General features: G+C 58.9%; 13 protein-coding genes. All 13 read left to right on the plus strand.

Annotated features, from left to right (window positions below; genetic code table 11):
- On the plus strand, positions 1–511 hold a 511-nt coding region (flgJ, locus tag GHO42_RS23815), incomplete at its 5' end, for a flagellar assembly peptidoglycan hydrolase FlgJ (protein WP_153328793.1).
- Between the two features lie 10 nt (positions 512–521).
- Positions 522–2,546: a flagellar hook-associated protein FlgK gene (flgK, locus tag GHO42_RS23820; RefSeq protein ID WP_095021115.1), complete on the plus strand. Its 2,025-nt coding sequence runs from the start codon at positions 522–524 to the stop codon at positions 2,544–2,546.
- 14 nt (positions 2,547–2,560) lie between these two features.
- Complete coding sequence (locus tag GHO42_RS23825; protein ID WP_153328791.1) at positions 2,561–4,141, plus strand: flagellar hook-associated protein 3; 1,581 nt, start codon at positions 2,561–2,563, stop codon at positions 4,139–4,141.
- 277 nt (positions 4,142–4,418) lie between these two features.
- Positions 4,419–5,345 (plus strand): ketoacyl-ACP synthase III, encoded by a 927-nt coding sequence (locus tag GHO42_RS23830; protein ID WP_095002622.1) that lies wholly within the window; start codon positions 4,419–4,421, stop codon positions 5,343–5,345.
- A gap of 359 nt (positions 5,346–5,704) precedes the next feature.
- Entirely contained in the window at positions 5,705–7,759 is a 2,055-nt protein-coding gene (locus tag GHO42_RS23835; RefSeq protein ID WP_153328789.1) for a flagellin, read from the plus strand.
- A 155-nt stretch (positions 7,760–7,914) separates the two neighbouring features.
- On the plus strand, positions 7,915–9,276 hold the full coding sequence (gene fliD, locus GHO42_RS23840; protein ID WP_133143738.1) for a flagellar filament capping protein FliD: 1,362 nt from the start codon (positions 7,915–7,917) through the stop codon (positions 9,274–9,276).
- Between the two features lie 96 nt (positions 9,277–9,372).
- Positions 9,373–9,762, plus strand: coding sequence for a flagellar export chaperone FliS (gene fliS, locus GHO42_RS23845; RefSeq protein WP_016781581.1), 390 nt, complete (start codon positions 9,373–9,375; stop codon positions 9,760–9,762).
- A gap of 16 nt (positions 9,763–9,778) precedes the next feature.
- A complete protein-coding gene (locus tag GHO42_RS23850; protein ID WP_095002618.1) occupies positions 9,779–10,072 on the plus strand; it encodes a flagellar protein FliT in 294 nt (97 codons plus the stop codon).
- 180 nt (positions 10,073–10,252) lie between these two features.
- Positions 10,253–11,734 carry a sigma-54 dependent transcriptional regulator gene (locus tag GHO42_RS23855; RefSeq protein WP_153328787.1) on the plus strand — a complete coding sequence of 494 codons (1,482 nt, stop codon included), beginning with the start codon at positions 10,253–10,255 and terminating at the stop codon, positions 11,732–11,734.
- Between the two features lie 207 nt (positions 11,735–11,941).
- Positions 11,942–13,060, plus strand: coding sequence for a PAS domain-containing sensor histidine kinase (locus GHO42_RS23860; protein ID WP_095002616.1), 1,119 nt, complete (start codon positions 11,942–11,944; stop codon positions 13,058–13,060).
- 5 nt (positions 13,061–13,065) lie between these two features.
- Complete coding sequence (locus GHO42_RS23865; protein WP_153328794.1) at positions 13,066–14,451, plus strand: sigma-54 dependent transcriptional regulator; 1,386 nt, start codon at positions 13,066–13,068, stop codon at positions 14,449–14,451.
- A gap of 244 nt (positions 14,452–14,695) precedes the next feature.
- Complete coding sequence (fliE, locus tag GHO42_RS23870; RefSeq protein WP_016781577.1) at positions 14,696–15,028, plus strand: flagellar hook-basal body complex protein FliE; 333 nt, start codon at positions 14,696–14,698, stop codon at positions 15,026–15,028.
- 15 nt (positions 15,029–15,043) lie between these two features.
- Positions 15,044–16,058 (plus strand): flagellar basal-body MS-ring/collar protein FliF (fliF, locus tag GHO42_RS23875; RefSeq protein WP_153384198.1); only part of this gene is annotated, 1,015 nt, incomplete at its 3' end.

Consider the following 16,058-nt stretch of genomic DNA (forward strand, 5'->3'; position numbering starts at 1 on the left):
GGCCAAACAGGCCTTCGAGTCGCCGGATGCGTTTGTCGCCACCATGTTGCCGATGGCGCAACAGGCCGCCGACCGCATCGGCGTCGACCCGCTGTACCTGGTGGCGCAAGCCGCACTGGAAACCGGCTGGGGCAAGTCGGTGATGCGCCAGCAAGATGGTAGCAGCAGCCACAACCTGTTCGGCATCAAGGCCACCGGCAGTTGGCAGGGCGCCCAGGCGCGGGCCATCACCAGCGAGTTCAGGGGCGGGCAGATGGTCAAGGAGACAGCGGAATTCCGTTCCTACGATTCCTATCAGGACAGCTTCCATGATCTGGTGACGCTGTTGCAGAGCAACAATCGTTATAAAGAAGTGCTCAATGCGGCCGATAAACCGGAGCAGTTTGTACGCGAATTGCAGAAGGCCGGTTACGCAACCGACCCTGAGTACGCGAGCAAGATTTCGCAGATAGCCAAGCAAATGAAAACCTACCAGAGCTACGCCTCGACGGGTTCTCTCACGAATTTATAAGGTTTGAACCATGGCGAGTTTGATCAACATCGGGATGTCGGGGCTCAACGCCAGTCAGGGCGCATTGGCGACCGTCGGCAACAACATTGCCAACGCCAATACCTCGGGCTATTCGCGTCAGCAGATCGTCCAGGGCAGCGCCGCGTCGCAACAGGTGGGCGGGGTGTTTATCGGCACCGGCACCACCCTGGCCGACGTGCGCCGCGTGTACAACTCCTACCTCGACGCCCAGTTGCAAACCACCACCTCGCTCAATGGCGATGCCCAGGCTTATCTCGACCAGATCGGCACGGTCGACAAACTGCTGTCGGATAAAAACACGGGCGTATCGGCAGCCCTGAGCAGCTTTTTCAGCTCATTGCAAACTGCCGCCGCGGCGCCCGGTGATGTGTCCGCGCGGCAGTTGTTGCTGACCAGTGCGCAAACCCTGAGCAACCGCTTCAACTCGATTTCGACCCAGCTCAACCAGCAGAACGAAGGCATCAACAGCCAGCTGGACACCCTGACTTCGATGGTCAACCAGCACACGGCCACCATTGCTTCGCTGAACAAGCAGATCGCCCAGGCCACCACGGCTGGCAATACGCCGAACAACCTGCTGGATGCGCGTAACGAAGCCGTGCGCAGCCTCAACGAGCTGGTCGGGGTGACGGTTCAGGAGCACGACAACGTCTACGACATTACCCTGGGTACCGGCCAATCGCTGGTGCAGGGCAGCACCTCGAACACGATTTCGGCGGTGCCGGGCAAGGTCGATAAAAGCCAATACAGCATCCAGGTCAACTTCCAGCAATCGAGTTCGGATGTGACCTCGGTGATCAGTGGCGGCAAGATCGGCGGCCTGCTGCGTTACCGCGACGATGTGCTGGCCCCGGCGATGAACGATTTGGGCCGTACAGCCATTGTGGTCGCCGATGCGATCAACCAGCAGCTGGGCCAGGGCCTGGATGCCAATGGCGAGTTCGGCTCGTCGTTGTTCAACAGCATCAACAGTGCCACGGCCATCAGCCAGCGCAGCCAGGCGGCGACCGGAAATATTGGCGCAGGCAACTTCAATGTCAGCATCGCTGACAGCGGCGCGCTGACCGCCTACGACTATCAGGTCACGTTCACCAGCGCCACCGAGTACTCGGTCAAGCGCTCCGACGGCACCGATATGGGGGCGTTCGCTACCACGGACACCCCGGCCAAGGTCATTGACGGTTTCACCCTGGATCTCAAGGGCGGCCCGATGACCGCTGGCGACGCGTTCAAGGTCAGCCCCACCCGCAGTGGTGCAGGCAATATCGGCGTGCAAATGAGCGATGCCAATAAATTGGCATTTGCCGGGCCGCTGGTGGCTGGCCCGGGCAGCTCCAATACCGGTACGGGTGCAGTGGGTAGCCTCAATCTGTCGTCAGCGCTGGATATCTACGGCGGCGTCAATCTGGGCAAAGCGCAAAGCGATATTGAAGGCGCCATGCCGGTGCGCATTGCCTTTGACGAAGCCAGCGCGGATGGCACCCAGAGCTACCGGGTACTGAACGAGGCCGGCAAGGAAATCGGCAAGGGCAGCATCGTGCCGGGCCAGGACAACAAGGTCACGATCAGCGTCCCCGTCACCAACGCTGATGGCACCACCACAAACGTGGGGTTCGACACGGTGATCAGCGGTTCGCCGGGCAAGGGCGACAGCTTCGATATCAAGTTCAACAAGGACGGCAAGGCCGACAACCGCAACGCGAACGAACTGCTGGGCCTGCAAACCAAGGCCACAGTGGGCGTAGGCAAGGACGGCACTGGCGGCGTCAGCATGGCTACTTCCTACAGTCAGTTGGTGTCCAAGGTGGGCGGTAAAGCCAGCCAGGCGGCGGTCGACGGCACCGCCAATGGCGCGGCTTTGGCCTACGCCAAAGAGGTGCGCAACTCGGTATCCCAGGTCAACCTGGACGAAGAAGCCTCCAACCTGGTCAAGTTCCAGCAGTACTACACCGCCTCGTCGCAGATCATCAAAGCGGCGCAAGCAACCTTCAGCACGCTGATCAACAGTCTTTAAGGGAGCCCGCGACGATGCGTATTTCAACTTCGCAGTTTTTTGAATCGACCAGTGCCACCTACCAGAACAACTTCTCGTCGGTGATCAAGACCCAGAGCCAGATCGACTCTGGCGTGCGCATCCAGACCGCTGCCGATGACCCGGTAGGTGCGGCGCGCCTGCTGCAATTGCAGCAGCAAAAAGACATGCTGGCGCAGTACAGCACCAATATGAACAGCATCAAGTCGTCGCTGGGTGCTCAGGAAGCGGTGCTCGACAGCATCAATAACTCATTGCAAAAGGCCAGTGAGCTGGCTCTGCGCGCCGGTGGCGGGATCAGTGATGCCGACCGCGGCGCCATCGCCAACGAACTGGGCAGCATTGAAGAACAGGTGTTCAGCCTGCTCAACAGCAAGGACGCCTCGGGCAGCTATATGTTCTCCGGCTCCAAAACCGACACCCCGCCATACACCCGCAACAATGATGGCACCTACAGCTATCAGGGCGACGATACCCAGCTCAACCTCAAGGTTTCCGACACCCTGGCCCTGGCCAGCAGCGACACGGCCAGAAGCATCATGGAAGGCGCGACCAACACCGGGCGTACCCAGGCGACTTTTGTGCCTGGCGTGGATGCCAATGGCGAGCCGACCGTCAATGACGGCAAGCTCTCGGTGTCTGCCGGTCTGGTCACGTCAAGCGCGGTGTTCAACAAGAGTTTCGCCGAAGGCCAGCCCTATACGCTGAAATTCAGCAGCAGCACCGAGTACACCCTGACTGACCGTGACGGCAATGACCTGACCTCGCAGGTGGCGGGCAACGGGGTGTTCGACCCGACCAAGGATGGCTCGCAGAGCATCAGCCTGCGCGGCGTGTCGTTCGATATCACCCCCAATCTCAAGGACGTACCAGCGGCTGAGCGGGATGCGTTCGTGGCGGGGCGCAGCTTTACACTTGAGGCCAAGGCGGACACCATCAACGCCTCGCGCACGCCGGGCAACAGCTCGACTGCACAGCTCACCGAGTCGACAGTGACCGATGCCGGCGTCTACGGCGACAGTTTCCCGAGCAATGGCGCGGTGATCAAATTCACCAGCGCCACTGAATACGAAGTCTATGCCCAGCCGCTGAGCGCCGACAGCAAGTCGATTGCCCAGGGCACTGTTGATGGTGGTGCGCTCGGGATCAAGTTCGACTTCGCTGGAGCACCGCAGGCGGGCGACCAGTTTGTCGTCAACCGCAACAACCACCAGAGCCAGAACGCGCTGGATACCATCAGCCAGCTGCGCAAGGCCCTGGAAATCCCCAGCGACAAAGACCCGCTGGCCCAGCAAACGCAAAAGGACGCGATCAACTCCGCGATCGGCAACCTGAAAAACGCCAGTGCCGGCGTTGACAGCGCCCGCGGCTCGATTGGTGCGCGCCTGAAGGCGGTGGATATTCAGGCGGATGAAAATATCAGCCTGGGCCTGGCCAACGACTCCACCACGGCGGCGATCGGCAACACCGACATGGCGGGGGCGTCCATCGAACTGGCGTTCCAGAAAGCCATGCTTGAAGCCTCGCAACTGGCGTTCGTGAAAATCTCCCAGCTGAGCCTGTTCAACCAGCTCTAAACAGCGGTGCAGGGGGGGCTAATGTGGGAGCGGGCAAGCCCGCTCCCACAAAATCGCCTTTCTGGCTGTAATGTTTTGTATAAAACCGCACAAAATAGCGTGACCTATGAGTCATAACGGGCATCTTCACTGTATCGTGTGAAACGTACGGGCGGGTGCCGGGCCTTTTTCGGGCTGTTTTGTTTATTTTTACGCACCCACACAAGCCCTTTTATTGTCAGCGCCCCTCGATTATGTGAGCGGGTGATCTCCAGCTATTTAGTATTGGGAAGCCACAATGATTGGCATTAAAAGCATCGCCAGTTACGTGCCAGCAAGCGGTGTAGACAACTACGCGCAGGGCGCGAAGTTCTCCAAAGACGAAGAATTCATTCTGGGCAAGATCGGTTCGGCGTTTCTGCCGCGCAAAGACGCTGACCAGGAAACCTCCGACCTGTGTGTTGAAGCAGTCAACGCACTGTTTATCAACAATCCTCAGCTTAAACGCGAATCCATCGACGCGTTGATCGTCGTTACCCAGAACGGCGACGCTGAAGGCCTGCCGCACACCGCGGCCATTGTCCAGGACAAGCTCGGTCTGCCGACCCACGTTGCCGCCTTTGATATCTCCCTGGGCTGCTCGGGTTATGTCTACGGTATCTACGCGATGAAAGGCTTTATGGAAGCCGCGGGCCTGAAGAACGGTCTGCTGGTGACGGCCGACCCGTACTCGAAAATCGTTGACCCGGAAGACCGCAACACCACCATGCTCTTTGGTGACGCCGCCACCGCTACCTGGATGGGCGAAGACGCTCCCTGGCAGCTGGGCAAAGCTAAGTTCGGCACTGACGGTTCGGGTGCGCCGCATCTGAAAGTCAGTGATGGTGTGTTCTTTATGAATGGCCGCCAGGTGTTCAACTTCGCGCTGCTCAAAGTGCCTGCGCACTTGAACGAGTTGCTGGAAGAGTCCGAGCTGACCTCCAAGGATATCGACGCGTTCTGCATCCACCAGGGCAGCGCGGCCATCGTTGATGCCGTGGCCCGCCGTTTTGAAGGCGAGCCGGAGAAATTTATCAAGGATATGGTCGAGACCGGCAACACCGTGTCGTCGAGCATTCCGCTGTTGCTGGAAAAGCACGTGATGGATGCCACCTGGAAGCGCGTGGCGCTGAGCGGCTTTGGTGTGGGCCTGTCGTGGGGCTCGGCGATTATCTATCGCCCGTAAGCATTACGTTGAAACACCAAACGCCCGTGGCCCTAAAGCCATGGGCGTTTTGCTTTCTGGCAGGGCTGATTGAATCTGTGGGAGCGGGCTTGCTCGCGATGGCATCACCCTGGTTTGCCTGAAGCACCACGCCGCCCGAATCGCGAGCAAGCCCGCTCCCACACTGGGGGGTGCCCGGCAGCTCATCGCCCCGCTAACCCCCTGAATTACAAGGCATGGCCCCCTTGCCTGCAAAAAAAAACAAAATAACCCTCAAGCAACCGACATTCACGACGATAACCATTACGAAGGTTCTCTAGGCCACACCCGGCGGTTGCCAGGGCCGGAAGCCGCAGTATTCATCCAATGAGGATTTCGTCATGGCTTTATCAGTAAACACTAACGTCACGTCCCAGACCGTTCAGAAGAACCTGAACAAAGCCGGCGACTCGTTGAGCACCTCGATGACCCGTCTGTCTTCCGGCCTGAAAATCAACAGCGCCAAAGACGACGCTGCCGGCATGCAGATCGCCAACCGTCTGACTTCCCAGACCAAAGGCATGACCGTTGCCATCGCCAACGCCAACAACGGCTCGTCGATTGCACAGACTGCTGAAGGCGCGATGCAAGAGTCGACCAATATTCTGCAACGTTTGCGTGAACTGGCCCTGCAGTCCGCGAACGGTGATAAAAGCGACGCCGACCGTGCGTCCCTGCAACAAGAATTTACTGCGAAAACCGGTGAACTGACCCGTATCGCACAAACCACCACTTTCGGTGGTCGTAACCTGCTGGATGGCTCGTTCACCAACCAGTCTTTCCAGATCGGTGCTGACGCTAACCAGACCATTTCGTTTGGTATGACTGATATCAGCGCTACTGGTTTGAAGGGGTCTTACAGTGAAGCGTCGGTGAATGGCGCTGCGATGACAAATCTGTCGGCTTCATCTGTTGGTAGCGCGCTGTCGACTGCTACTACCACGACTACTACTCGTACTGTTACTTCTGCTGTAGGAACTGGCGCGCAAGTTACTAAGCTGCAGACGGCGGGTACTTCCGACATTCTTGAGACCGATAAAATTACCGTTAACGGTAAGGCGGTCGCGCTGACAGATGGCATGAAAGGTGAGGCTCTGGCTGCTGCAATCACCAAGGCTGATAGCACCGTTCAGGCCTCATGGAGTGAAACAGACGGCAAATTGACGCTGACTTCCTCTTCTGCCATCACTATGGGGGGGGCAAACATTGACAAGGCCGGTCTGAGTGCCACACCAATTCTGACAACGACTGGTGCCGTAGCCACAGGTGCTGCTGTTAATACCCTGAAAGCTACTGGTGGTGGCGCATCAGTCATGGCGAGTACAGACGATATAACGGTTAACGGCAAGAAGATTACTGTATCTAACGGCATGACCGGTGCGGCCCTGGCTACATCTATCTCTAATGCCGGTGCAAACGTTGTGGCAACTTTTGATGAGGGTACAGGTGTTATGAGCCTTACCTCACCTGCCGCAATCGTCGTAGGTGGTGCTGACGCGGCAAAATCCGGTCTGACCGCTACTTCGGCCAACACCACAGCGAACACCACCACGACGCCTAAAGCAGCCGGTTCTGCCATGGGTACCGCGGGCGAGATCGCAATCAACGGCAAGTCCGTTTCGTGGACCAAGACTAACACCGTTTCTCAAGTCATCGACAAGATGAGCGCGATTGAAGGCATCAAGTCCGCTACCTTCAACTCTGAAGGCCGTGTTGAACTGACCTCCACCGATGGCAATGACATCAAGCTGACCAACACCGCTGGTGGTTCGCTGGCTCAGTTGGGTCTGTCGGCCGGTACTTCTCAGGCTAAATTGATCGCTGACACCTCGATCGAGCTGAATGGCGTTGAAGTCAAGTTCAAGAAGGGTGATTCCGCTGATTCGATCGTTTCCTCGATCAACAGCGCCAGCACCGGTGTAACCGCCAGCAAGAACACGGACGGCACTCTGAAGCTGTTCTCCAACAAAGATATCACCGTCAAAGATGGTGCTGCGGGTACTGGCCTGGAAGCCTTGGGTCTGACCGCTGCATCCCAGGCGGGTACTGGCACCGGCAAAACCACAGCCACCACCGTAGAAACCACCGTTGCCGACCTGAGCATCCTGTCCGCCGCAGATTCGCAGCGTACCGTCCAGGCTCTGGCTGACGCGATCCAGCAGATCGACACCCAACGTTCCGCCCTGGGTGCCGTACAAAACCGTTTCACCAGCACCGTGGCTAACCTGCAGAGCATTTCCGAGAACTCCACCGCTGCACTGGGTCGTGTTCAGGATACTGACTTCGCTTCCGAAGCCGCCGAGCTGACCAAGCAGCAAACCCTGCAACAGGCATCCACCGCGATCCTGTCCCAGGCTAACCAGCTGCCTTCCGCTGTCATGAAACTGCTTCAGTAATTTCAGCGCTGGGTTGAGAACAAAAGGGCGCGTTTACGTGCCCTTTTGTTTTTTCAGCATTTACTGCTTGAAGGTGGCACGAATTGTGAAGCTGCCTGCAGTCTTGGCACTTGCTTCGTCAATAAAGCGGTAGCCACCGGACAAGGAGAATACAGATGGCCAGTTCTACGATTACCGGCGTCGGTTCGGGTTTTGACACCATCGGGATTGTGAAAGCCTTGGTTGATGCTGAAAAAGCACCCAAGCAAAGCCAGATTACCGCGCAACAAAAAGACACCACCATTCAGCTGTCCGCCGTGGGCACGGTGAAAGCGTCGCTGGAAAGCTATCGCACAGCCATTGCCAAGCTCAACAGCGTCTCCAGTTTCAACGGTTTGACCGCTTCGTCCACGGACGAGAAAATTTCCAAGGTCACCATCGATGACAAGGCGTCCAGCGGCAAGTACGCGCTGAACGTCACTCAGTTGGCGACCTCTTCGAAAATCACCAGTAAGGTGTTTGAAGGCGGTGCGTCGGCGTCGGTCAACTCCAGCGAGCAAGACCAGACCCTGACCATTTCCCAGTCCGGTGACAGCTATGACGTCAAGATCCCGGCTGGCGCGACCATGCAGCAGACTCGCGATGCCATCAACACCCAGCTGCAGTCCAAGGGCATCAGCGCCAACGTGCTGACTGACGCCAACGGCTCGCGCCTGGTGATCGGCTCGCAGACCACGGGCAAGGGCACCGATATCACCATCAGCGGTGATTCGGAGCTGGCCACTGGCTATAGCGCCGGTAAACCGCCGGTGAATGCCGAATACACCATCGATGACATTGCCATGGAATCGTCGAGCAATACGGTCACCTCTGCCATCAGCGGCGTGACCCTGGAGCTGCTCGATACCAAGGCCTCCACCATCACCGTGGCCTCCAATACCGACACCCTGAAGACCTCGGTGCAGTCGTTTGTCACGGCCTACAATGCGCTGCTGACCAGCATCAATACCCAGACCAAGGTCACCGCCACCGGTGACGCGGCAACCACCACCTCGGGCGCCCTGACGGGTGATGCGTCGATGCGCCAGCTAGTCAACGGCCTGCGCGGCGAGTTATTGCAAAACTCCGGGACTTCGAGTGTTGGTAACCTGGCGCAAATGGGCATCAGCACCGACCAGAAAACCGGCCTGCTGACCCTCGATGACACCAAGTGGAAAGCCGCGGTGGCAACCCCCAATGGCGCGATCGAGATTGCTAAGGTGTTTACCGGTGACACCGGTCTGATCACGCGCATGACCAAGGCCACCGAGAGTTATGTCGGCAGCTCGGGTTTGCTGGCCACTCGCGCCACGGACCTGAACACCAAGCTCACCGACCTGACCACCCAGCAGGCGGACCTGGACCGGCGCATGGAGTCGATGAAAACCACCCTGACGGCCAAGTACACGGCCATGGATGGTTTGATCGCCAAAATCAACGCCAGCAGTTCCAGCATCATGACCACGCTCAATTCCTTGAATAACCCTAAATCCGACTGATTTGCCGCGCCCTGGCCGCTAAAGCTTTGGGCGCTGCAGTCGATAAAAAGATCAAGAACCAAGCATTTTTGCCTGACACCGTAATGAGGTAAGAACATGAACCCGATGCGCGCCCTTCGTCAGTATCAGAAGGTTAATTCCCACGCTCAAATCTCCGAAGCCAGCCCCCATCGTCTGATTCAGATGTTGATGGAAGGCGGTCTGGACCGTATGGCCCAGGCCAAGGGCGCGATGAGCCGTGGTGATATCCCGCAGAAGGCCATGCTGATTACCAAGGCCATCGATATCATCACCGGCCTGCGTCAGGGCCTGGATGAAGAAAAGACCGATGACAAGGCCGCGCTGGAGCAACTGGACAGCCTGTACGAGTACATGGCCGTGCGCCTGACCCTGGCCAATGCCAAGAACGACCCGGAAATCATCGATGAAGTGGCGCGCCTGCTGATCACTGTAAAAAGTGGTTGGGATGCCATCGCCCCGCAATAAGCCAGAGGAGTGCGTCATGAGCCAACTGCAACGTATTCAGGAAACCCGCGAAGCGCTGATTGATGCCCTGGCCGAGCGCAACTGGGATGCCATCGGCGAGCTGGATTCGGCCTGTCGGGTGTGTGTCGAGAATGTGCTGGACGAAGCGCCACTGGACGAGGCTGTTTTGCGCGAAAATCTGGAGGGGTTATTGGTGGTGTATCGCATGTTGCTGGAGGCGGCTACTGATGAGCGCCAGGCAGTCGTTGAGCAGATGGGGCAGATCAACCAAGCAAAAAATGCGTCAAAGGTTTACCATCTATTCGGTTAAGGCCTAAAGAATATGTGGTTAATTGCGTTTTAAACCGCCATAAATTTGACTCGGCACAGTTTTTTGACTTAACTAGCACGTTATTCTGTATTCAGTCGTCTTAGATATCCAACAGGGTTAGGACGTCTACATATGTCCTGCCATCCGGGGCATTGAGTTGACTAGGGAAGTTGCTATTGCATGTGGCGTGAAACCAAAATCCTGCTGATCGATGACGATAGCGTCCGCCGCCGTGATTTGGCGGTGATCCTGAATTTTCTTGGCGAAGAAAATCTGACCAGCCCCAGCCACGAATGGGAGCAGGCTGTCAGTGCCTTGCCGTCCAGTCGCGAAGTGCTTTGCGTGCTGGTCGGCACCGTGAGTACTGCCGGTGGCCTATCAGGACTGCTTAAGACACTGGCCGCGTGGGATCAGTTCCTGCCGATCATGCTTTTAGGTGAAGTTTCTTCTCTCGACCTGCCTGAAGACCAGCGCCGCCGGGTGTTGTCCAGCCTCGAAATGCCCCCCAGCTACAGCAAATTGCTTGATTCCCTGCACCGTGCCCAGGTCTATCGCGAGATGTATGACCAGGCCCGCGAGCGCGGCCGTCATCGCGAGCCCAACCTGTTCCGCAGTCTGGTCGGTACCAGCCGGGCGATCCAGCATGTGCGCCAGATGATGCAGCAAGTGGCCGATACCGATGCCAGCGTGCTGATCCTCGGTGAGTCCGGCACCGGCAAGGAAGTGGTGGCGCGCAACCTGCACTACCACTCCAAGCGTCGCGATGCGCCGTTTGTGCCGGTCAACTGTGGGGCGATTCCTGCCGAGCTGCTGGAAAGTGAGCTGTTTGGCCATGAGAAGGGCGCTTTTACCGGGGCCATCACCAGCCGTGCCGGGCGTTTTGAGCTGGCCAATGGCGGCACCCTGTTCCTCGACGAAATCGGCGATATGCCGCTGCCGATGCAGGTCAAGCTGTTGCGTGTGTTGCAGGAACGTACATTTGAGCGTGTGGGCAGCAACAAGACCCAGTGTGCCGATGTGCGGATCATTGCCGCCACCCACAAAAACCTTGAAAGCATGATTGAAGTCGGGGCCTTCCGCGAAGACCTGTACTACCGCCTCAACGTATTCCCGATTGAAATGGCACCGCTGCGTGAGCGGGTCGAAGATATTCCGTTGCTGATGAACGAGCTGATTTCGCGCATGGAGCACGAAAAACGCGGTTCGATCCGCTTCAATTCCGCCGCCATCATGTCGTTGTGCCGTCATGCATGGCCGGGCAACGTTCGCGAACTGGCCAACCTGGTGGAGCGCATGGCGATCATGCATCCGTACGGGGTGATTGGCGTCGTTGAGCTGCCGAAAAAATTCCGCTACGTGGATGACGAGGACGAGCAACTGGTCGACAGCCTGCGCAGCGATATGGAAGAGCGTGTGGCGATCAACAATGCCACTACCGACTTCGTGGCCAGTGCCAACGCGATGCTGCCGCCTGAAGGGCTGGACCTCAAGGATTACCTTGGCGGGCTGGAGCAAGGTCTGATCCAGCAGGCGCTCGACGACGCCAACGGAATTGTGGCGCGGGCGGCAGAGCGTCTGCGGATTCGTCGTACCACCCTGGTCGAGAAAATGCGCAAGTACGGCATGAGTCGTCGCGAAGGTGAAGAGCAGGCAGATGATTGACGCGTGACTTTGTGGGAGCGGGCTTGCTCGCGATAGCATCACCGCGTTATTCCTGACACTGCGAGACGCCCAAATCGCGAGCAAGCCCGCTCCCACATAAGCCGGGGCTGGCATAGCGGTTCGCTTGTGTTAGCTATTCAGGCACGGGTATTGCTTCGCTTGGTCTAACGGACCGTTTTATGACGGTCAGCCAAGCGAGTACGCCCCATGCCTCAAGCCGCCGTCCAGTTGTCCTCGGCCCCCGATCCCTACAGTCTGCTGGAAGCCCGCGTCTCGGAGCTGACCGGCGAGCTGGCAGTGGTCAGTGCGCAGCGCATGGCCGAGCTTGCAGAGAAAGAGCGGCTGGCCAATCGCTTGCAACACCTGCTTGATCTGCTCCCTGGCGGGATCATCGTGATTGATGATCGTGGTCGCGTGCGCGAGGCCAACCCCGCAGCCTGCGAGCTGTTGGGCCTGCCGCTGGAAGGCGAGTTGTGGCGCCATGTGATTGCCCGCTGTTTTGCACCTCGGGAAGACGACGGCCACGAAGTATCGCTCAAGGACGGTCGGCGCCTGTCGATTGCCACCCGTTCGCTTGACCCTGAGCCCGGGCAACTGGTGTTGCTCAATGACCTGACAGAAACCCGGCGCCTGCAAGACCAGCTCGCCCGCCATGAGCGCCTGTCGTCTCTGGGGCGCATGGTTGCTTCCCTGGCCCACCAGATTCGTACGCCGCTGTCGGCGGCGCTGATCTACGCCAGTCATCTCACCGAGCAGGCGCTGCCGGTGGAAACCCAGCAGCGCTTCGCCGGGCGTCTCAAGGAGCGCCTGCACGAGCTGGAGCATCAGGTGCGCGACATGCTGGTGTTTGCGCGTGGCGAACTGCCGCTTACGGACAGGGTCACCCCCAAAGTATTGATGCAGGCCCTGCAAGCCGCCGCGCAAACCCATGTGCAGGGTGTGGCGATCCGCTGGCAGTGCGATGCCTACACGGGGCAGTTGCTGTGCAATCGCGACACCCTGGTCGGCGCGCTGCTCAACCTGATCGAAAACGCCCTGCAAGCCGGTACGCCACAGGTGCGGCTCAAGGTGCATCTGTATCGCCGTGACAACAGTTTAAGGGTGTGTGTCAGCGACAACGGCAGTGGCATTGAGCCGCAAGTGCTGGCGCGCCTGGGCGAGCCGTTTTTCACCACCAAGGCCACTGGTACAGGTCTGGGCCTCGCGGTGGTCAATGCCGTGGTGCGTGCGCACCAGGGGCAATTGCAATTACGTTCGCGGCTGGGGCGTGGCACCTGTGCCTTGCTTAGCTTGCCGCTGATTCCCGTTGTAGCGGAGGCAAACTGATGGTGATGCGAATTAACGTGCTGTTGGTCGAGGACGACCATGCGTTGCGTGAGGCCCTGGCAGACACACTGTTGCTGGCAGGTCACGGTTTTCGCGCCGTCTGTTCGGGGGAAGAAGCCCTGGCTGCGGTGATGCTGGAGCCGTTCAGCCTGGTGATCAGTGACGTCAATATGCCCGGTATGGATGGCCATCAGTTGCTGGCCCGCCTGCGCGCCTGCCAGCCGCAATTGCCGGTGCTGCTGATGACGGCTCACGGTGCGGTGGAGCGGGCGGTGGATGCCATGCGTGAAGGGGCGGTGGATTATCTGGTCAAGCCGTTCGAGCCCAAAGCCTTGCTCGATCTGGTGGCCCGCCATGCTCTGGGCAGCCTCGGCGTGGCCGACAGCGAAGGGCCGGTGGCGGTGGAACCGGCCAGCGCACAGTTGCTGGAGCTGGCGGCACGGGTGGCGCGCAGTGATGCCACGGTACTGATCTCGGGCGAGTCGGGCACTGGCAAAGAGGTGCTGGCCCGTTATATCCACCAGCATTCCCATCGGATGGATCGGCCGTTTGTGGCGATCAATTGTGCGGCGATCCCCGACAATATGCTCGAGGCGACCCTGTTTGGTCATGAAAAAGGCGCCTTCACCGGCGCCATTGCCGCCCAGGCCGGCAAGTTCGAGCAGGCTGATGGCGGCACCTTGCTGCTGGATGAAATTTCCGAAATGCCCTTGGGTTTGCAGGCCAAGCTGCTGCGCGTATTGCAAGAGCGCGAAGTTGAACGGGTGGGCGGGCGCAAGCCGGTTGCGCTGGATATCCGTGTTGTCGCCACCACCAACCGCGACCTGGCGGGGGAGGTGGCAGCGGGGCGTTTTCGCGAAGATCTGTACTACCGCCTTTCGGTATTCCCCCTGGCCTGGAGGCCGTTGCGTGAGCGCATCGCCGATATCCTGCCGCTGGCAGAGCGGCTGCTGGCCAAACACATCAGCAAAATGAAGCACACTGCTGTAGGGTTTTCGCCCGATGCCAAGGCGTGCCTGAGTGCATACCCGTGGCCGGGCAACGTGCGCGAACTGGATAACGCGATTCAACGGGCGCTAATCTTGCAGCAGCGCGGCTTGATCGAGGCGGCAGATTTTTGCCTGGCCGGGCCTGTGGCCTGTGCACCTTTACCGCCATTGACGCGCCCTGAGCCGCTGGCGGTGGAAGTTGTGGAGTCGGCGGGCGGCTTGGGCGATGATCTGCGCCGGCGTGAGTTCCAGATGATTATCGACACCTTGCGTGCCGAGCGCGGGCGACGCAAGGAAGCTTCCGAGCGTCTGGGCATCAGCCCGCGCACCTTGCGCTACAAGCTGGCGCAAATGCGTGATGCGGGGATGGATGTTGAGGCTTATTTGTTTGCTGCCACCTGAGAGCGTCACTAAACCCCTGTGGGAGCGGGCTTGCCCGCGAAGGCATCACCGCGCAGCGCCTGATTCACCGCGTCGATTAAATCGCGGGCAAGCCCGCTCCCGCAGGGGCAGGTGTTATCCTTGTCTGCGACGTTTTGTAACGTTAATTGTTATAAAACGGCAAGGAGCTGGCACCCTTGTTGCTACACCTCAATATGCGCTGTGAAAGTGTCAAAAAAATGCGGGTCGTCGGAGGCACTGGTCCATGAGCCAAGGTATTGAATTTAATCGATTGATGTTGGACATGCGGGCCATGCAGATGGACGCCATGGCACAACCGAAATCGGCTGTGCAGGCCGCTCCCGAAGCGGGTGCCAGCAGCTTCTCCGACATGCTCGGTAATGCGATCAACAAGGTCAGCGAAACCCAGCAGGCGTCGAGTCAGCTGTCCAATGCGTTCGAGATCGGTAAAAGCGGTGTCGACCTGACTGACGTGATGATCGCCTCCCAGAAGGCCAGCGTTTCCTTTCAGGCCTTGACCCAAGTACGTAACAAGCTGGTTCAGGCTTACCAAGACATCATGCAGATGCCGGTTTAAGGGCGATATCAAGTCATGGCAGATGCACTCCCGGATAACGTTCCGGCCAAAGCAGGCGCAGGCGGCAAACCGCTGTTTGGCCTGACCTTTCTCGACAATCTGGGCGACATGACCATGCTGCGTCAGGTCGGCCTGATGGTCGGTCTGGCGGCGAGCGTGGCGATTGGTTTTGCCGTGGTGCTGTGGTCCCAGCAACCCGACTACCGGCCGCTGTACGGCAGCCTGGCCGGTATGGATGCCAAGCAGGTCATGGAAACCCTGGCCGCTGCAGACATTGCCTACACCGTCGAACCTAATTCTGGCGCCTTGCTGGTCAAGGCCGATGACGTCTCCCGTGCCCGCCTCAAGCTGGCCGCCGCAGGCGTGACGCCCACCGACGGCAATATCGGTTTCGAGATTCTCGACAAGGACCAGGGCCTGGGCACCAGCCAGTTTATGGAGGCCACACGCTATCGTCGTGGGCTTGAAGGCGAGCTGGCACGGACCATTTCCAGCCTCAACAACGTCAAGGGCGCGCGGGTTCACCTGGCCATTCCGAAAAGCTCGGTGTTTGTCCGTGATGAGCGCAAACCCAGCGCTTCGGTACTGGTAGAGCTGTACTCGGGCCGCTCGCTGGAGCCTGGGCAGGTGCTGGCGATCGTCAACCTGGTGGCTACCAGCGTGCCCGAGTTGAGCAAGTCGCAGATCACCGTGGTCGACCAAAAAGGCAATCTGCTGTCGGATCAGGGTGAAAATTCCGAGCTGACCATGGCCGGCAAGCAGTTCGACTACAGTCGCCGCATGGAAGGCATGCTTACCCAGCGCGTGCACAACATTCTGCAGCCGGTGCTGGGCAATGACCGCTACAAGGCCGAAGTGTCGGCCGATGTTGATTTCAGTGCGGTCGAGTCCACCTCCGAGCAGTTCAACCCCGACCAGCCAGCCCTGCGCAGCGAACAATCGACCAGCGAGCAGCGCACTGCCAGCAACGGCACGCCTTGCGGGCCGTTGCTGGCAGTGCGCTGCTCGCTGGTCGATTGTTCGCTGCGCA

This window comes from Pseudomonas sp. FSL R10-0056 (genome assembly GCF_009600105.1).
GTDB lineage: Bacteria > Pseudomonadota > Gammaproteobacteria > Pseudomonadales > Pseudomonadaceae > Aquipseudomonas > Aquipseudomonas bubulae.